The 17384-nt window shown below is 55.9% G+C and carries 17 protein-coding genes; 9 read left to right on the forward strand and 8 right to left on the reverse strand.

Annotation, left to right across the window (positions count from 1 at the left end; translation table 11 throughout):
- Positions 1 to 12: 12 nt before the first annotated feature.
- The 5 genes from dnaE (at position 13) to tilS (ending at position 8501) form a co-directional block, all read left to right on the forward strand.
- Complete coding sequence (gene dnaE / locus DBY73_RS19965) at positions 13 to 3495, forward strand: DNA polymerase III subunit alpha (protein WP_112012867.1); 3483 nt, start codon at positions 13 to 15, stop codon at positions 3493 to 3495.
- Between the two features lie 12 nt (positions 3496 to 3507).
- Complete coding sequence (gene accA, locus DBY73_RS19970; protein ID WP_112012869.1) at positions 3508 to 4467, forward strand: acetyl-CoA carboxylase carboxyl transferase subunit alpha; 960 nt, start codon at positions 3508 to 3510, stop codon at positions 4465 to 4467.
- A 100-nt stretch (positions 4468 to 4567) separates the two neighbouring features.
- Positions 4568 to 6700: a lysine decarboxylase LdcC gene (locus DBY73_RS19975; RefSeq protein WP_112012870.1), complete on the forward strand. Its 2133-nt coding sequence runs from the start codon at positions 4568 to 4570 to the stop codon at positions 6698 to 6700.
- 66 nt (positions 6701 to 6766) lie between these two features.
- Complete coding sequence (locus DBY73_RS19980) at positions 6767 to 7156, forward strand: VOC family protein (RefSeq protein WP_112012872.1); 390 nt, start codon at positions 6767 to 6769, stop codon at positions 7154 to 7156.
- 58 nt (positions 7157 to 7214) lie between these two features.
- Positions 7215 to 8501: a tRNA lysidine(34) synthetase TilS gene (gene tilS / locus DBY73_RS19985; RefSeq protein ID WP_112012873.1), complete on the forward strand. Its 1287-nt coding sequence runs from the start codon at positions 7215 to 7217 to the stop codon at positions 8499 to 8501.
- Positions 8502 to 8529: 28 nt separating this feature from the next.
- Here the strand turns inward: tilS and rof are convergent, their stop codons facing one another.
- Complete coding sequence (gene rof, locus DBY73_RS19990; RefSeq protein ID WP_112012875.1) at positions 8530 to 8790, reverse strand: Rho-binding antiterminator; 261 nt, start codon at positions 8788 to 8790, stop codon at positions 8530 to 8532.
- Complete coding sequence (locus tag DBY73_RS19995; protein WP_112012876.1) at positions 8777 to 8977, reverse strand: YaeP family protein; 201 nt, start codon at positions 8975 to 8977, stop codon at positions 8777 to 8779. Before DBY73_RS19995 ends, rof begins: the two co-directional genes overlap by 14 nt.
- Positions 8978 to 9172: 195 nt before the next feature.
- Between DBY73_RS19995 and DBY73_RS20000 the strand changes: the two genes are divergently transcribed.
- From DBY73_RS20000 to nlpE, 3 genes are read left to right on the forward strand one after another with little or no spacing between them, the layout of a single operon-like run.
- The gene (locus DBY73_RS20000; RefSeq protein ID WP_112012878.1) at positions 9173 to 9718 is read left to right on the forward strand and encodes a YaeQ family protein; all 546 of its coding nucleotides are present in this window, start codon (positions 9173 to 9175) and stop codon (positions 9716 to 9718) included.
- Entirely contained in the window at positions 9715 to 10137 is a 423-nt protein-coding gene (gene arfB / locus DBY73_RS20005) for an alternative ribosome rescue aminoacyl-tRNA hydrolase ArfB (protein ID WP_112012880.1), read from the forward strand. The genes DBY73_RS20000 and arfB overlap by 4 nt, the downstream gene beginning before the upstream one ends.
- A gap of 35 nt (positions 10138 to 10172) precedes the next feature.
- Positions 10173 to 10871 carry an envelope stress response activation lipoprotein NlpE gene (gene nlpE, locus DBY73_RS20010; RefSeq protein WP_112012881.1) on the forward strand — a complete coding sequence of 233 codons (699 nt, stop codon included), beginning with the start codon at positions 10173 to 10175 and terminating at the stop codon, positions 10869 to 10871.
- 50 nt (positions 10872 to 10921) lie between these two features.
- Here nlpE and proS read toward each other — a convergent pair whose 3' ends face one another.
- The 6 genes from proS to metN form a co-directional block, all read right to left on the reverse strand.
- Positions 10922 to 12640: a proline--tRNA ligase gene (proS, locus tag DBY73_RS20015; protein WP_112012883.1), complete on the reverse strand. Its 1719-nt coding sequence runs from the start codon at positions 12638 to 12640 to the stop codon at positions 10922 to 10924.
- Positions 12641 to 12752: 112 nt separating this feature from the next.
- On the reverse strand, positions 12753 to 13460 hold the full coding sequence (gene tsaA, locus DBY73_RS20020) for a tRNA (N6-threonylcarbamoyladenosine(37)-N6)-methyltransferase TrmO (protein WP_112012885.1): 708 nt from the start codon (positions 13458 to 13460) through the stop codon (positions 12753 to 12755).
- Complete coding sequence (gene rcsF, locus DBY73_RS20025; protein WP_112012886.1) at positions 13457 to 13861, reverse strand: Rcs stress response system protein RcsF; 405 nt, start codon at positions 13859 to 13861, stop codon at positions 13457 to 13459. Before rcsF ends, tsaA begins: the two co-directional genes overlap by 4 nt.
- A 107-nt stretch (positions 13862 to 13968) precedes the next feature.
- Positions 13969 to 14784: a methionine ABC transporter substrate-binding lipoprotein MetQ gene (gene metQ, locus DBY73_RS20030; RefSeq protein WP_112012888.1), complete on the reverse strand. Its 816-nt coding sequence runs from the start codon at positions 14782 to 14784 to the stop codon at positions 13969 to 13971.
- 40 nt (positions 14785 to 14824) lie between these two features.
- Positions 14825 to 15478, reverse strand: a complete 654-nt coding sequence (locus tag DBY73_RS20035; RefSeq protein ID WP_112012890.1) for a methionine ABC transporter permease MetI — start codon at positions 15476 to 15478, stop codon at positions 14825 to 14827.
- Complete coding sequence (metN, locus tag DBY73_RS20040) at positions 15471 to 16502, reverse strand: methionine ABC transporter ATP-binding protein MetN (protein WP_112012892.1); 1032 nt, start codon at positions 16500 to 16502, stop codon at positions 15471 to 15473. Before metN ends, DBY73_RS20035 begins: the two co-directional genes overlap by 8 nt.
- 188 nt (positions 16503 to 16690) lie before the next feature.
- Here metN and gmhB point away from each other — a divergent pair, with 188 nt between their 5' ends.
- Complete coding sequence (gene gmhB / locus DBY73_RS20045; protein ID WP_112012894.1) at positions 16691 to 17257, forward strand: D-glycero-beta-D-manno-heptose 1,7-bisphosphate 7-phosphatase; 567 nt, start codon at positions 16691 to 16693, stop codon at positions 17255 to 17257.
- The last annotated feature ends 127 nt before the right edge of the window (positions 17258 to 17384 follow it).

The following is a 17384-nucleotide window of genomic DNA, read 5'->3' on the forward strand; positions in this document are numbered from 1 at the left end:
CGGAATCTGAAGATGGCTGAACCACGTTTCGTACACCTGCGGGTGCATAGCGACTACTCCATGATTGATGGGCTGGCGAAAACCGGACCGCTTGTGAAAAAGGCGGCCGCGCTCGGCATGCCCGCGCTGGCGATCACCGATTTCACCAACCTGTGTGGTCTGGTGAAGTTCTACGGGACGGCGCACGGCGCGGGGATGAAACCTATCGTCGGCGCTGATTTTCACGTTCAGAGCGAGCTGCTCGGCGATGAAATGACGCAGATATCCGTGCTGGCAATGAACAACACGGGTTATCAAAATCTCACGCTGCTTATTTCAAAGGCCTATCAGCGCGGCTACGGCGCGCAGGGTCCGTGGATCGACCGCGACTGGCTGGCAGAGCTAAATGAAGGGCTGCTGCTGATCTCCGGTGGACGCATGGGCGATGTCGGTAGGTGTCTGCTGCGCGGCAACAGCGCGCTGGTGGACCAGTGCGTGTCGTTCTACGAAGAACATTTCCCGGATCGTTTTTATCTGGAGCTGATCCGCACCGGGCGTGCGGACGAGGAGAGCTATCTGCACGCGGCGGTCGCCCTGGCTGAAGCGCGCGGGCTGCCCGTTGTGGCGACCAACGACGTGCGCTTCCTTGAGTCCGGGGACTTTGACGCGCACGAAATTCGCGTGGCGATCCACGACGGCTTCACCCTCGACGATCCAAAGCGTCCGCGTAACTACTCTCCGCAGCAGTACATGCGCACCGAAGAGGAGATGTGCGAGCTCTTCTCCGATATTCCGGAAGCGCTTGAAAACAGCGTAGAAATTGCCAAGCGCTGCAACGTCACCGTGCGCCTCGGCGAGTATTTCCTGCCTCAGTTCCCCACCGGCGATATGACCACGGAAGACTTCCTGGTGGCCAAATCGAAAGAGGGCCTGGAAGAGCGCCTGGCATTTTTGTTCCCGGATGAAGCGGTGCGTAAAGAGAAGCGCCCACCTTACGATGAGCGTCTGGACATTGAACTCCAGGTTATCAACCAGATGGGCTTCCCGGGTTACTTCCTGATCGTTATGGAGTTTATCCAGTGGTCGAAGGATAACGGCGTACCGGTAGGTCCGGGCCGTGGTTCGGGCGCCGGCTCGCTTGTGGCTTACGCCCTGAAAATTACCGACCTCGACCCGCTGGAATTTGACCTGCTGTTCGAACGTTTCCTTAACCCGGAACGCGTCTCGATGCCCGACTTCGACGTCGACTTCTGCATGGAGAAACGCGACCAGGTCATCGAGCACGTAGCGGACATGTACGGCCGCGATGCGGTATCGCAGATTATCACCTTCGGTACCATGGCGGCGAAGGCGGTTATCCGCGACGTGGGCCGTGTACTCGGTCACCCGTACGGCTTCGTCGATCGTATCTCTAAGCTGGTTCCGCCCGATCCGGGTATGACGCTGGCGAAAGCCTTTGAGGCCGAACCGCAGCTGCCGGAAATCTACGAGGCTGACGAAGAGGTCAGGGCGCTGATCGACATGGCGCGCAAGCTGGAAGGCGTGACGCGAAACGCCGGTAAGCACGCGGGTGGCGTGGTTATCGCCCCGACCAAAATCACCGATTTTGCGCCGCTCTACTGCGATGAAGCCGGGCAGCACCCGGTCACCCAGTTTGATAAGAACGACGTAGAATACGCCGGGCTGGTGAAGTTCGACTTCTTAGGCCTGCGCACGCTCACCATCATTAACTGGGCGCTGGAGATGATCAACGCCCGTCGCGAGAAGAACGGCGAGCCGCCGCTGGATATCGCGGCCATCCCGCTGGATGACAAGAAAAGCTTCGACATGCTGCAGCGCTCGGAGACCACCGCGGTCTTCCAGCTTGAATCCCGCGGCATGAAAGATCTGATTAAACGCCTGCAGCCCGACTGCTTCGAAGATATGATCGCGCTGGTGGCCCTGTTCCGTCCGGGCCCGCTGCAGTCCGGGATGGTTGATAACTTTATCGACCGTAAGCACGGGCGTGAAGAGATTTCCTATCCGGACGTTCAGTGGCAGCACGAGTGCCTGAAGCCCGTGCTGGAGCCAACCTATGGCATCATCCTGTATCAGGAACAGGTTATGCAGATCGCCCAGGTGCTCTCTGGCTACACCCTCGGCGGCGCGGACATGCTGCGTCGCGCGATGGGTAAGAAAAAGCCGGAAGAGATGGCCAAGCAGCGCGGCACCTTCGAAGAAGGCGCGAGAAAAAACGGCATTGATGGCGAACTGGCGATCAAAATCTTTGACCTGGTAGAGAAATTCGCCGGGTACGGATTTAACAAATCCCACTCCGCCGCCTATGCGCTGGTCTCCTACCAGACGCTGTGGCTGAAGGCGCACTATCCGGCTGAATTTATGGCGGCGGTGATGACCGCCGATATGGACAACACCGAGAAGGTGGTGGGCCTGGTGGACGAGTGCTGGCGCATGGGGCTGAAGATCCTCCCGCCGGACATCAACTCGGGCCTGTACCATTTCCACGTCAACGATCACGGTGAAATTGTTTACGGGATCGGCGCGATCAAAGGCGTCGGTGAAGGCCCGATCGAGGCGATCATTGAAGCGCGTAACAATGGCGGTTACTTCCGCGAGCTGTTCGACCTTTGTGCGCGTACCGATACCAAAAAGCTGAACCGCCGCGTGCTGGAAAAGCTGATCATGTCCGGTGCGTTCGACAGGCTCGGGCCGCACCGCGCTGCGCTGATGAATTCGCTTGGCGATGCGCTGAAAGCCGCCGATCAGCACGCGAAAGCGGAAGCGATTGGTCAGGCTGATATGTTCGGCGTGCTGGCGGAAGAGCCGGAGCAGATCGAGCAGTCTTACGCTAACTGCCAGCCATGGCCGGAACAGGTGGTGCTGGACGGCGAGCGTGAAACGTTAGGGCTATACCTGACGGGACACCCGATCAACCAGTATATTAAAGAAATTGAGCGCTATGTCGGAGGCAACAGGCTGAAAGACATGCATCCGACGGATCGTGGTAAAATCACCACGGCGGCGGGGCTCGTGATTGCTGCAAGGGTAATGGTCACCAAGCGCGGCAATCGTATCGGCATCTGTACGCTGGATGACCGTTCCGGACGTCTGGAGGTGATGTTGTTCACCGACGCGCTGGATAAATACCAGCAATTGCTGGAAAAAGACCGCATACTTATCGTCAGCGGACAGGTCAGCTTTGATGACTTCAGCGGGGGGCTTAAAATGACCGCCCGCGAAGTGATGGACATTGACGAAGCCCGTGAAAAATATGCACGCGGGCTTGCTATCTCGCTGACGGACAGGCAAATTGATGACCAGCTTTTAAACCGACTCCGTCAGTCTCTGGAACCCCATCGCTCGGGGACCATTCCAGTACATCTCTACTATCAGAGGGCGGATGCGCGCGCGCGGTTGCGCTTTGGTGCAACGTGGCGTGTCTCTCCGAGCGATCGTTTACTAAACGATCTCCGTGGCCTCATTGGTTCGGAGCAGGTGGAACTGGAGTTTGACTAATACAGGAATACTATGAGTCTGAATTTCCTTGATTTCGAACAGCCGATTGCAGAGCTGGAAGCGAAAATCGATTCTCTGACAGCAGTGAGCCGTCAGGATGAAAAACTGGATATTAACATCGACGAAGAAGTGCATCGTCTGCGCGAAAAAAGCGTAGAACTGACGCGCAAAATCTTTGCCGATCTCGGCGCATGGCAGATTGCCCAGCTGGCGCGTCATCCACAGCGCCCGTACACCCTGGATTATGTCCGCCTGGCGTTTGATGAATTTGACGAGCTGGCAGGCGATCGCGCTTATGCTGACGATAAAGCCATCGTCGGCGGTATCGCACGCCTGGATGGTCGCCCGGTGATGATCATTGGTCATCAGAAAGGTCGTGAAACCAAAGAGAAGATCCGTCGTAACTTTGGTATGCCGGCACCGGAGGGCTATCGTAAAGCCCTGCGCCTGATGGAGATGGCCGAGCGTTTCAACATGCCGATCATCACCTTCATCGACACCCCGGGTGCTTACCCTGGCGTGGGCGCGGAAGAGCGCGGTCAGTCCGAAGCCATCGCGCGCAACCTGCGTGAAATGTCTCGTCTGAAAGTACCGGTCATCTGTACCGTTATCGGTGAGGGTGGCTCCGGCGGCGCGCTGGCGATTGGCGTGGGTGATAAAGTGAATATGCTGCAGTACAGCACCTATTCCGTTATCTCTCCGGAAGGCTGCGCGTCCATTCTGTGGAAAAGCGCCGACAAAGCGCCGCTGGCTGCCGAAGCGATGGGCATCATTGCCCCACGCCTGAAAGAGCTGAAGCTGATCGACAGCGTGATCCCGGAACCTCTGGGCGGAGCGCATCGTAAGCCGGAAGTCATGGCCGCCTCTCTGAAGGCGCAGTTGCTGGCCGATCTCGCCGATCTGGACGTGCTGAGCAAAGAAGATCTGCTGAACCGTCGCTATCAGCGTCTGATGACCTACGGTTACGCATAAGCTTCACATTTATCTGAAAAGCCGCACACCGTTGCGGCTTTTTTTTTACCTGCGGTTTAGCCTGGCTATGCTTAGCTGATGTATTTCAAGGAGGTAAACCATGAACATCATTGCCATCATGGGGCCACACGGGGTCTTTTATAAAGACGAACCCATCAAGGAGCTGGAGAAAGAGCTGCAGTCTCTGGGGTATCAGCTTATCTGGCCGCACAACAGCGCCGACCTGCTTAAGTTTATCGAACACAACCCGCGCATCTGCGGCGTGATTTTTGACTGGGACGAATACGATCTGGAGCTGTGCAGCGAAATTAATAAGCTGAACGAATATCTGCCGCTGTACGCGTTTATCAATACCCACTCCACGATGGACGTCAGCGCCCAGGATATGCGCATGGCGCTGTGGTTCTTTGAGTACTCTCTCGGCGTTGCAGAAGATATTGCGACCCGCATCCAGCAATATACCCGTGAGTACCTCGATAACATCACGCCGCCGTTTACCCGCGCGCTGTTTACCTACGTGAAGGAGGGAAAGTACACCTTCTGCACCCCGGGGCACATGGCGGGCACGGCCTATCAGAAAAGCCCGGTGGGCTGCCTGTTCTATGATTTCTTCGGCGGAAACACGCTTAAGGCCGACGTGTCGATTTCGGTTACCGAGCTTGGCTCGCTGCTTGACCACACCGGCCCGCATCTGGAAGCCGAGGAGTACATCGCCCGTACCTTTGGCGCCGAGCAGAGCTATATGGTGACCAACGGCACCTCGACCTCGAACAAGATCGTCGGCATGTACGCCGCGCCCGCCGGCAGTACGTTGCTGATCGACCGCAACTGCCACAAGTCGCTGGCGCACCTGCTGATGATGAGCGACGTGGTGCCGCTGTGGCTGTCGCCTACCCGCAACGCCCTCGGCATTCTCGGCGGTATTCCGCGCCGTGAGTTTACGCCTGCGTCTATTGAGACCAAGGTTGCGGTAACTCCAGGCGCAAGCTGGCCGATCCACGCGGTGATCACCAACTCAACCTACGACGGGCTGCTCTATAACACCAACTGGATCAAGCAGACGCTGGACGTGCCGTCGATTCACTTTGATTCCGCGTGGGTGCCGTATACCAATTTCCATCCGATTTACGAAGGGAAAAGCGGCATGAGCGGTGAGCGCGTGCCGGGCAAAGTCTTCTTCGAAACCCAGTCGACGCACAAGATGCTGGCGGCGTTTTCCCAGGCCTCGCTGATCCACATTAAAGGTGAATACGACGAAGACACCTTTAATGAAGCCTTTATGATGCACACCACCACCTCGCCGAGCTATCCGCTGGTGGCGTCGATTGAAACGGCGGCGGCGATGCTGCGTGGAAATCCGGGCAAGCGTTTGATTAATCGCTCGGTGGAACGCGCGCTGCATTTTCGCAAAGAAGTACAGCGGCTGAAAGACGAGGCCGACGGCTGGTTCTTTGATATCTGGCAGCCGGAAGAGATCGACGAGGCGGCGTGCTGGCCCGTCTCGCCGGGCGAAAGCTGGCACGGTTTCCGCGATGCTGATGCGGACCACATGTTCCTCGATCCGGTAAAAGTGACGATCCTGACGCCCGGCATGGACGAGCTGGGCGCAATGAGCGATGAGGGCATTCCGGCCGCGCTGGTGGCGAAATTTCTCGATGAGCGCGGCGTAGTGGTTGAGAAAACAGGGCCTTACAACCTGCTGTTCCTGTTCAGCATCGGAATCGATAAGACCCGCGCGATGGGTCTGCTGCGCGGCCTGATGGAGTTCAAGCGCGCCTACGATCTCAATCTGCGGGTGAGGAACATGCTGCCGGATCTCTATGCGGAAGATCCCGACTTCTACCGCAACATGCGTATTCAGGATCTGGCTCAGGGGATCCACAGGCTGATCCGCCAGCACGATCTGCCGCGCCTGATGCTGCAGGCGTTTGACGTTCTGCCTGAAATGAAGCTTACCCCGCACAGGGCCTGGCAGCAGCAGGTGAAAGGGGAAGTGGAAACCGTTGAGCTGGAAAATCTCGTTGGGCGCGTATCGGCCAACATGATCCTGCCCTATCCGCCGGGCGTGCCGCTGCTGATGCCGGGGGAGGTGATTACCGAAGAGAGCCGCGCGGTGCTCGATTTTCTGCTGATGCTCTGCTCGATAGGTCGCCATTATCCGGGCTTCGAGACGGATATTCACGGGGCTAAGCGCGATGAGCAGGGCGGTTACTGGGTACGAGTCCTAAAATAGGCCCGGTCGCTTGCCCCGGGCGCGCAGTCGGTTGTAACGTTCAGGGCATCATAAAAAGGAGACCCTATGCTCGGTTTAAAACAGGTTCATCATATTGCGATTATTGCCAACGACTACGCAAAAAGTAAGGCGTTCTACTGCGATATTCTTGGCTTCACGCTGCTCGGCGAAGCCTACCGGGAAGAGCGCGACTCCTGGAAAGGTGACCTCGCGCTAAACGGGCAATACGTGATTGAGCTGTTTTCATTCCCTTTTCCGCCCGCGCGACCTTCCCGGCCGGAAGCCTGCGGCCTGCGTCATCTGGCTTTCAGCGTTGAAGATATCGATCGCGCGGTTGCACATCTGGAAGACCACGGCGTGACCTGTGAAGCGATTCGCATCGACCCGTTCACGGATAAGCGTTTTACCTTTTTCAACGATCCCGATGGTCTGCCGCTGGAGCTTTACCAGCAGTAATGTTCATCCTGTGTGATAATGCCCGCTCAGTACGGGCATTTTTTATGTGTAATTTTCTATGACCTTACCCGCTATCGCACAAGCCGTTTCACCTTACCGCCAGCTGCTGGTGGGGTTTAGCGGCGGGCTGGATTCGACCGTTTTACTCCATCGGCTAAAGCTCTGGCGCGATGCCAATCCTGACGTGCAGCTCCGGGCAATTCACATCCATCACGGACTGAGCCCTCATGCCGACGCGTGGGCGGCACACTGCGAAGCGCTCTGTGCCGGGTGGAAGATCCCGCTCGTGATTACGCGCGTAACGCTGCGGGAAGAGGGGCTGGGCGTTGAGGCACAGGCGCGCAAAGCCCGGTATGCCGCCTTTGCCGACACGCTGCGCGCTGGCGAAGCGCTGGTGACGGCCCAGCATCTGGACGATCAGTGTGAAACCTTTTTACTTGCCCTCAAGCGGGGAAGCGGCCCGGCAGGACTCTCGGCTATGCCTGCGCGCGCTGACTTCGCGGGAGCGCATCTGATTCGACCGCTGCTGGGCGAAACGCGCGCGTCGCTGGAAGCGTGGGCGCAGGAGCACGATCTTCGCTGGATTGAGGACGAAAGCAATCAGGATGACGGCTACGATCGCAACTTTCTTCGCCTTAAGATTTTGCCGCTTTTGACCGCGCGCTGGGCGCATTTCGCCGAGGCGACGTCGAGAAGCGCCGCGCTCTGCGCCGAGCAGGAAGGCCTGCTGGATGAACTGCTGGGGGAGGAGTTGGCTAAGCTGACGTCTGCCGACGGCGCGCTGGCCATTGCGCCGCTTGAGGACGTAAGCGCCGCTCGCCGCGCCGCGCTGCTGCGCCGCTGGCTGGCCTCTCATCATGCGCCAATGCCGTCCCGCGCCATGCTCGTTCGAATCTGGGATGAAGTCGCGCAGGCGCGAGAGGACGCTGAGCCACGCGTGCATCTTAGCGGCTACGAAGTGAGGCGCTATAAGGGCCGCCTCTGGTGGATCGGCGCGACGCCGTCTCTGGCGGATACCGTACTGAGCTGGGCCGATACGAACGACGCGCTGGTGCTGCCCGGCCGCGCGGGCCATGTTTGCCTCGCCCCTTCCGGCAACGTCCGTTTACCTCGAGCCGATGAAGCGGTTACCGTGCGCTTTAAGGCCGGCGGCATGCTGCACATTGTGGGGCGCAACGGCGGGCGCAAGCTAAAAAAAATCTGGCAGGAGCTTAACGTGCCGCCCTGGCGGCGCGATACCACGCCGCTGCTGTTTTACAACGAAACGCTGATTGCGGCGGCGGGCGCTTTTGTTACGCAAGAAGGATGGGCGGAAGAGGGCGTTTGCTTTCAGTGGAAAAGGTAGCGGGCAGCCAGGCTGCCCGTGAAAATTATCAGGATTCGCTTACCACGACGGTGCCGATTTGCGGGTGGCTAAAGCTGGCAATTCTATCAAGGCGCAGTTCGCGCGTTGCGCCCGTTTCTTCTACGACCAGATATTCCACATTTTTGCGTGAAACCAGGTCGCTGGCCTTTGCCTTCAACACCTCGCCATCTTTAAGCTCCAGCGTCAGTAATAAATGATGCTGGCAGGCGAGTTCGAGGTTGTCATAGTCATCACAATTGATGGGTTGATAAGTATCATTCATCGACATAATCGCTCACCAGTAAATTCGCCGCAGCATACGCTGCTTTTTCCCTGACCGATTCAGAAAGGCTCTCATCCGAGGCCATTTCATTTAGCACTTTCAATACACAGCCCAGAGCATCTGGAATATAGCCCAGATCGCCGCTGGCGATTTCCGCATACCGTTTGCGAATTAACTCACAATAATTATTCACATCCCCTCCCGCCAGCGCACTGACTTACTGTGAGATATCCATAAGCCTACGAAGATAAACTCGGTTTAGCAAGGTGACTATACCATACTCATTTAAGCAATATCAGCGCCTTGATGGGGGCTAAACATCAATGTGTAACAGCCTTTTGACGCGGTTTTCGCTACAATGTGCGCCTGATACGAAAGGAGTTTTCTCATGGCGCTGAAAGCGACAATTTATAAAGCGGTGGTCAACGTGGCGGATCTTGACCGCAATCAGTTCCTTGATGCGTCATTGACCCTGGCACGTCATCCTTCAGAAACCCAGGAGCGGATGATGCTGCGCCTGCTGGCGTGGATTAAGTATGCCAACGAGCGCCTGCAATTCACCCGCGGACTCAGCGCGGAAGACGAGCCGGAAGCCTGGCTGCGTAATGACCACATGGGTATCGATCTGTGGATTGAGCTCGGCCTGCCGGACGAGCGTCGGATTAAAAAGGCGTGCACCCAGTCCGCGGAAGTGGCGTTGTTTGCATATAATCAGCGTGCGGCTGAAATTTGGTGGCAGCAGAACAAAAGCAAGTGCGGGCAGTTTGCCAACCTGGCCGTCTGGTATCTGGACGATGAGCAGCTGGCGCAGCTGAGCGCGTTTGCTGGCCGCACGATGGTCCTGCAGGCGACGATTCAGGACGGTGCGATTTGGCTTTCTGATTCTCAGAATAATCTGGAAATTCACTTCACGGCGTGGCAGCCCGCGCCATGATTGTTTTGTCCCGTAATGTCAGCATTCCTGACAGCGAGCTTGAGATCACCGCCATCCGCGCGCAGGGGGCGGGCGGGCAGCACGTCAATAAGGCATCAACGGCTATCCATTTGCGCTTTGACATTCGGGCCTCTAGCCTGCCAGAGTATTATAAAGAGAGCCTGCTGGCCGCTAGCCATCATCTGATCACCAGCGACGGTGTGATTGTGATTAAGGCACAGGAGTACCGCAGCCAGGAATTAAACCGTGAGGCGGCGATGGCAAGGCTGGTCGCCCTCATCAAAGAATTAACCGCAGTGCAGAAAACTCGTCGGGCTACGCGTCCAACCCGCGCCTCGAAAGAGCGCCGGTTGTCGTCAAAGTCGCAAAAATCCACGGTAAAAGCGCTGCGCGGTAAAGTTCGTCGCCCTATGGAGTGACGAAATGGAACACACTTTTTCATAAGGGATTCATTGTGAAAAAAGCACTATTTTCAGCATTAGCCGTGACGACGCTCTTTGCGCTTTTCGGGTGTAACAATCGTTCAGAAACGCAGGTATTACAGCCTGCGCCCACCGAAGAATTAAAACCGATGCAGCAGAGCTGGCGCGGCGTATTGCCGTGTGCGGATTGCGAAGGTATCGAAACCACGTTATTCCTCGAAAAGGATGGCTCTTGGGTAATGAACCAGCGCTATCAGGGGGCAAAAGAACCTTCATCCTTTGCCTCTTACGGAACCTGGGCGCGCACGGCTGAGAAGCTGGTGTTGACCGATACCACCGGAGATAAAACCTATTTCCGCGCTAAAGGTGAAGGAATGGAGATGCTCGATCGCGAGGGCAACCCGATTGAATCTCAGTTTAACTACACCCTCGCGCCGGTAAAAGCGGCGCTGCCTGCTACGCCGATGGCGATGCGCGGCATGTATTTCTACATGGCGGATGCGGCAATCTTTACCGACTGTGCAACCGGCAAGAAAGTGAGCGTAGCGAATAATGCCCAGCTTGAGCGTGATTATGCCGTTGCGCGAGGCAATGACAGCAAGCCGGTGTTGTTGACGGTGGACGGTCATTTTACGGTGGAACCGAACCCGGACAGCGGGGAGCTGGTGAAAACGCTGGTGGTGGATAAAGACGCGAAGTTTGCCGCGGGTAAAGACTGTAGCAGCAAATAGCTTCTTCGAGAGCCAATAAAAAACCCCGCCTGAGCGGGGTTTTTGTTTTTTTAGCCTTTGATGGCTTTTATCAGGTAATCAAGGATGTCGCCGGTCTTGATCATCTGCTTCTCGCCGTTACGACGGTACTTGTATTCAATCTCATCGTTGTCGAGGTTACGGTCGCCGATAACGATGGTATGTGGGATACCGATCAGTTCCATATCGGCGAACATCACGCCTGGGCGCTCTTTACGATCGTCCATCAGCACGTCAACGCCCTGAGCGCGCAGCTCGTTATACAGCTTTTCTGCCAGTTCCTGAACGCGGTAAGACTTGTGCATGTTCATTGGCAGGATGGCTACCTGGAACGGCGCAATGTTGTCCGGCCAGACGATACCGCGCTCGTCGAAGTTCTGCTCAATAGCGGCAGCAACCACGCGCGTGACCCCGATACCGTAGCAACCCATGGTCAGCACTTGGTTACGACCATCTTCGCCCTGAACCGCCGCATTCATGGCGCGGGAGTACTTATCGCCCAGCTGGAAGATATGGCCCACTTCGATACCGCGTTTAATCATCAGCGTACCCTGGCCGTCCGGGCTTGGATCGCCCGCAACCACGTTACGGATATCAGCCACTTCTGGCGTCGCGACGTCGCGGTCCCAGTTAATGCCGAAGTAGTGTTTACCGTCGATGTTAGCGCCAGCAGAGAAGTCGCTCATCGCGGCAACCGTGCGGTCAACGACCACAGGAATTGGCATATTCACCGGGCCCAGAGAGCCAGGACCGGCGTTCACGACGGCACGGATTTCTGCTTCCGTAGCAAACGTCAGCGGGCTGGCAACCTGTGGCAGTTTTTCTGCTTTCACTTCGTTCAGCTCGTGATCGCCACGCACTAGAAGGGCAACCAGCGGGTATGCGCTGCCTTCGGCCGATTTAACCAGCAGCGTTTTAACCGTTTTCTCAATCGGCAGATTGAACTGCTCAACCAGCTCGGCGATGGTTTTGGCGTTCGGCGTATCAACCAGAGTCATCTCTTCGGTTGCTGCGGCGCGTGGCGCTTTTGGTGCCAGGGCTTCTGCAAACTCGATGTTAGCGGCGTAATCAGAGGAGTCAGAGAAGATCACATCGTCTTCGCCGCTCTGCGCCAGAACCTGGAACTCGTGGGATGCGCTACCGCCGATTGAACCGGTATCAGCCTGTACAGCACGGAAATCCAGACCCATGCGGGAGAAGATTTTGCTGTAAGCTTCATACATTTTATCGTAGGTCTCCTGCAGAGATTCCTGAGAGGTATGGAAAGAGTAAGCATCTTTCATCAGGAATTCGCGGGAGCGCATCACGCCAAAACGTGGACGCACTTCGTCACGGAACTTGGTCTGGATCTGGAAGAAGTTCAGCGGCAGCTGCTTGTAAGAGCTCAGCTCGTTGCGGATCAGATCGGTAATGACCTCTTCATGCGTTGGGCCGAGAACAAACGGACGATCGCCGCGATCGGCGATACGCAGCAGTTCGGGACCGTACTGCTCCCAGCGACCACTCTCCTGCCACAGTTCAGAGGGCTGAACCACGGGCATTAACACCTCGATTGCACCGGCGTTGTTCATCTCTTCACGCACGATGTTTTCGACTTTTTTCAGGACGCGCACGCCGGTCGGCAACCAGGTGTACAATCCGGAGGCCAGCTTGCGGATCATCCCGGCGCGCAGCATCAGCTGGTGGCTGATCACTTCGGCGTCGGCAGGTGTCTCCTTCAGAGTGGAGAGCAGATATTGGCTAGTACGCATGTTGTTACGGTTCCATTTCGACGATTTGAACAGGCTGAATCACCAGCCTGACACAAAAAAAGTGGTTTAGTTTACCAGTGTGGCAAAGATGCCAAAAGAGAGAAGGATAAAATTACCTGGGCTCGAGGGCAAAGACTTCGAATCCTGCCTCGGTCACGCGCCAGCGAACGTTAAAATCCAGCAGCCAGACGGCGTAGGTTTTACCTGCATCCTCTTCTTTACGGTAGGCGGGACGGGGGTCCTGAGCCAATACTTCCGCAATAAAGTCACGAAGGTGCGGGTAGCGTTTTTCAAGCTGCGTAAGCTGATCGGCAATCGTCTGCGTGAAATAGACTGGCATATCTGCCCGCGGCGCATCCTGTGCGTAGCTGGCGCGGGCGTTAGGCAGCGATTCCGCAAAAGGTAGATATGGCTTAATGTCGACAACCGGCGTGCCGTCGACCAGGTCGAGGCTGCCAAGCTCCAGGATGACCTTCTCTTTCTCACTGCGTATGCCTTTCAGTTCAACCAGCGACATGCCGATGGGATTTGGGCGAAACGTTGAGCGCGTCGCAAACACGCCCATTCTGGCGTTTCCACCCAGACGCGGTGGGCGTACCGTAGGGCGCCAGCCGCCTTCCATCGTTTGATGAAAGACAAAAAGTACCCACAGATGGCTGAACGCCTCAAGCCCGCGTACGGCATCGCTCTGATTATAAGGCGCAATCAGATGAAGCTCGCCACCGCAGTTTTTGACCAGACCCGGCTGGCGCGGTACGGCGAATTTCTCTTTATAGGGTGAGCGGATGACGCCAATTTGCTCAAACTGAAATGCACTCATTTCGCCGTGATGTTAAGCGCAGAGCCGATGCAAACCGCCTGACGGTAGCAGCCTGGCGTGCCGCTGGTGACTTCACAGCTGTGCAGCAGGACCGCGTTGGCTTTCATCTTCGACGCGTTAATCTGCATGCGCTTACGCGCCGTTGGGATATTCGGCGGTGAGTCCTGATTGGTTGCCTGGCAGGATTCGCCGCTGACTTCACCCAGCTCGCGGAAAGGCTTGCCTACAAGATCGTCGGCTTTGGTGATGATGCGCACCGGTGCGGGGCGCGAGGCTTTCGGTTTTGCTGGCTCCGCTTTTGGCGGGGTTGCAGTGCTTTGAACGGGTTCAACAGGAGATCTGCTTAGCATGGTACAGCCGCTCAGCATCAGTGCTAATAGACAGATCGGTAAAGCACGCATAATAGTTCCTCAATGGATAATCAAAACGTCAGATATTGAATCAGTTGCCCGCATAAATGACAAGGACGGGCATAAGCCCGTCCTGATGATATTACACTGCGGTAAGATTACCAGCCTTTAACAGCGCCGCCGTTAAACACTTTGTTGGCTTCCTGATAAACTTCTTCAGACTGGTATGCCTGAACAAATTTTTTCACGTTTTCCGCGTCTTTGTTGTCTTCGCGCGTCACGATCAGGTTGACGTACGGGGAGTCCTTGTCTTCAACGAAGATGCCGTCTTTCGCTGGCGTCAGGCCAATCTGGCTGGCGTAGGTGGTGTTGATAACGGCCAGTGCGATCTGCGCATCGTCCAGGGAGCGCGGCAGCTGCGGCGCTTCCAGCTCAACCAGTTTCAGATTTTTCGGATTCTCGGTCACATCAAGAACGGTTGGCAGCAGGCCAACGCCGTCTTTCAGCTTAATCAGGCCCACTTTTTGCAGCAGCAGCAGGGAGCGGCCAAGGTTGGTCGGATCGTTAGGTACCGCAACCTGAGAGCCCGGCTGCAGCTCGTCCAGCGATTTAATTTTCTTCGAGTAGCCCGCAATTGGGTAAACGAACGTGTTGCCCACACCGACCAGCTTGTAGCCGCGATCTTTGATCTGCTGGTCCAGGTAAGGTTTGTGCTGGAAGGCATTGGCATCAATATCGCCCTTGCTCAGCGCTTCGTTAGGCAGAACGTAATCGTTGAAGGTCACCAGCTCGACGTCCAGACCGTATTTCTCTTTTGCTACTTTCTGAGCCGCTTCAGCCACCTGCTGCTCGGCACCCACGATCACGCCGACTTTAATGTGATTTGGATCTTTCTCGTCCTGGCCACAACCCACGAGGGCCAGAGAACCAATCAGCGCGCCTACCGCAGCAAAGGTCTTTAATTTAAACGTCATGTCTTATCCTTAACTCGTCGAGTTTGTGTTGTGTGTAACGTTATTTATGCGTAACAGCCCGGACGATACGATCGCCAGAGAATTGGATTAAATAAACCAGAACGACCAGCAATACCAGAACGGTATTCATTACGGTAGCGTTATAACCAATATAACCGTACTGATAGCCAATCTGGCCCAGGCCGCCGGCGCCAACTGCCCCCCCCATCGCAGAATAACCGACGAGGGTAATCAGCGTGATGGTGGCCGCGTTCACCAGGCCCGGCATGGCTTCAGGCAGCAGGACTTTGCGCACGATCTGCATCGGCGTGGCTCCCATAGCGCGGGACGCCTCAATCAGGCCCGTTGGGATCTCCAGAAGCGCATTTTCAACCATACGTGCGATAAACGGTGCTGCGCCCACGGTCAGCGGCACAATGGCGGCCTGCAGGCCGATAGACGTACCAACGATCACGCGCGTGAACGGAATCATCCATACCAGCAGAATAATGAACGGAATGGAGCGGAAGATATTCACCAGCGCGGAAAGCGTACGATACAGCTTCGCGTTCTCAATAATTTGCCCAGGACGCGTGACGTACAGCAGCACGCCGACAGGCAGGCCAATCACGAAACCAAAGAATCCCGATACGAAGGTCATTGCCAGCGTTTCCCAAACGCCGCGAACCAGCAGCCACATCATCGGCTCAGACATAACCCAGTACCTCTACTTTTACATGGTGTTCTTGCAGCCAGGCAATGGCCGCCTGTGTTTCTTCTTGCGCGCCGTGCATTTCGGTCAGCATGATGCCGAACTTCACGCCGCCGGCGTAATCCATCTGCGCGCTGATAATGTTGTTATTGACGTTAAAACGACGCGCGGTTTCGGAAAGCAGAGGGGCATCAACCGACTGGCCTGTGAACTCCATGCGCAGCATAGGAACGCTGTCTGCCGTGGCTTGAGTTTTTAAACGCTCCAGATAATCTTCCGGAATATCCAGATGCAGCGTGGACTGAATGAACTGCTGCGCCAGCGGCGTCTTCGGATGTGAGAACACTTCGCTTACCGTATCCTGCTCAATCAGTTCACCGTTGCTGATCACTGCCACGCAGTCGCAGATGCGTTTCACCACGTCCATCTCGTGCGTAATAAGGAGGATCGTGAGGCCCAGACGGCGGTTAATATCTTTCAGCAGCTCAAGAATGGAGCGCGTAGTGGCCGGATCAAGTGCGCTGGTGGCTTCATCGCACAGCAGCACTTTTGGATTGCTTGCCAGCGCACGGGCTATCGCTACGCGCTGCTTTTGCCCGCCGGAGAGGTTGGCCGGGTAGCTATCATGCTTGTCGCCCAGCCCGACCAGGTCGAGCAGTTCGGTTACGCGGCGCTTCACTTCATCTTTCGGCGTATTGTCCAGTTCAAGCGGCAGCGCAACGTTACCAAAAACGGTGCGAGAGGCCAGCAGGTTAAAATGCTGGAAGATCATGCCAATCTGGCGACGTGCTTTTGTTAATTCTTTTTCAGAAAGAGCGGTAAGTTCCTGGCCGCCCACCTCAACGCTGCCCTGGGTTGGACGCTCAAGCAGGTTAACACAGCGGATGAGCGTGCTTTTACCCGCTCCCGATGCGCCAATGACGCCATAAATTTGACCAGCAGGAACGTGCAGGCTGACGTTGTTTAGCGCCTGAATCGTACGGTTTCCCTGCTGGAACACCTTGGTGATATTGGAAAGTTTAATCATTAGATTATTTTTATCGTATGTAAGTTAGCCGTGGCATTTTCTTCTGCCAGATACGGGTGATGACCGTAAACAAAATGGATGTTAAGGCATCCAGACGTCTAAATCAATCCAGCTGTGTACGATGAGCACTTTATTGCTTACCAATTCATGAGATACTAGCGGGAAATGCCTTTTTCAGGAGCAAACCGGTGGCAAATTCCGTACCCGCAATTTTTCTCGATCGTGATGGCACTATTAATGTCGATCATGGCTATGTGCATGAGATAGATGAATTTGAATTTATCGACGGCGTAATCGATGCAATGCGCCAGCTAAAAGAGATGGGCTATGCGCTGATCGTCGTGACCAACCAGTCCGGTATCGCGCGCGGTAAATTCACCGAGGCGCAGTTCGAGACGCTGACAGAATGGATGGACTGGTCGCTGGCCGATCGCGGTGTTGATCTTGATGGTATCTACTACTGCCCGCATCATCCGCAGGGAACTGTAGAAGAGTATCGCCAGACCTGTGATTGCCGTAAGCCGCATCCGGGGATGTTCATCTCTGCGCAGGAGTTCCTGCACATTGATATGGATGCTTCCTATATGGTGGGCGACAAATTCGAAGATATGCAGGCGGCTACAGCGGCTGGCGTTGGCACTAAAGTATTAGTGCGTACGGGTAAGCCAGTAACGCCTGAAGAGGAAAGCGCTGCGGATTGGGTGATTAATAGCCTGGCCGATCTGCCAAAAGAGATTAAAAAGAACCAAAAATAGCCTTTTTGGTGAAAAGGTGAGCGGTTAAAATAAAAATGCATTTTTCCGCTTGTCATTCCTCGGCGGCTCCCTATAATGCGCCTCCATCGACACGGCAGATGTGAATCACTTCACAAACAACCCGGTC

The sequence above is a fragment of the Enterobacter sp. RIT418 genome, assembly GCF_003057745.1.
Lineage (GTDB): Bacteria > Pseudomonadota > Gammaproteobacteria > Enterobacterales > Enterobacteriaceae > Enterobacter.

Excerpts from the sequence above, each read along its gene's own strand:
- dnaE (WP_112012867.1), top strand. The coding sequence starts at position 13 with ATGGCTGAACCACGTTTCGTACACCTGCGGGTGCATAGCGACTACTCC.
- accA (WP_112012869.1), top strand. The coding sequence starts at position 3,508 with ATGAGTCTGAATTTCCTTGATTTCGAACAGCCGATTGCAGAGCTGGAA.
- DBY73_RS19975 (WP_112012870.1), top strand. The coding sequence starts at position 4,568 with ATGAACATCATTGCCATCATGGGGCCACACGGGGTCTTTTATAAAGAC.
- DBY73_RS19980 (WP_112012872.1), top strand. The coding sequence starts at position 6,767 with ATGCTCGGTTTAAAACAGGTTCATCATATTGCGATTATTGCCAACGAC.
- tilS (WP_112012873.1), top strand. The coding sequence starts at position 7,215 with ATGACCTTACCCGCTATCGCACAAGCCGTTTCACCTTACCGCCAGCTG.
- rof (WP_112012875.1), bottom strand. The coding sequence starts at position 8,790 with ATGTCGATGAATGATACTTATCAACCCATCAATTGTGATGACTATGAC.
- DBY73_RS20000 (WP_112012878.1), top strand. The coding sequence starts at position 9,173 with ATGGCGCTGAAAGCGACAATTTATAAAGCGGTGGTCAACGTGGCGGAT.
- arfB (WP_112012880.1), top strand. The coding sequence starts at position 9,715 with ATGATTGTTTTGTCCCGTAATGTCAGCATTCCTGACAGCGAGCTTGAG.
- proS (WP_112012883.1), bottom strand. The coding sequence starts at position 12,640 with ATGCGTACTAGCCAATATCTGCTCTCCACTCTGAAGGAGACACCTGCC.
- tsaA (WP_112012885.1), bottom strand. The coding sequence starts at position 13,460 with ATGAGTGCATTTCAGTTTGAGCAAATTGGCGTCATCCGCTCACCCTAT.
- rcsF (WP_112012886.1), bottom strand. The coding sequence starts at position 13,861 with ATGCGTGCTTTACCGATCTGTCTATTAGCACTGATGCTGAGCGGCTGT.
- metQ (WP_112012888.1), bottom strand. The coding sequence starts at position 14,784 with ATGACGTTTAAATTAAAGACCTTTGCTGCGGTAGGCGCGCTGATTGGT.
- DBY73_RS20035 (WP_112012890.1), bottom strand. The coding sequence starts at position 15,478 with ATGTCTGAGCCGATGATGTGGCTGCTGGTTCGCGGCGTTTGGGAAACG.
- metN (WP_112012892.1), bottom strand. The coding sequence starts at position 16,502 with ATGATTAAACTTTCCAATATCACCAAGGTGTTCCAGCAGGGAAACCGT.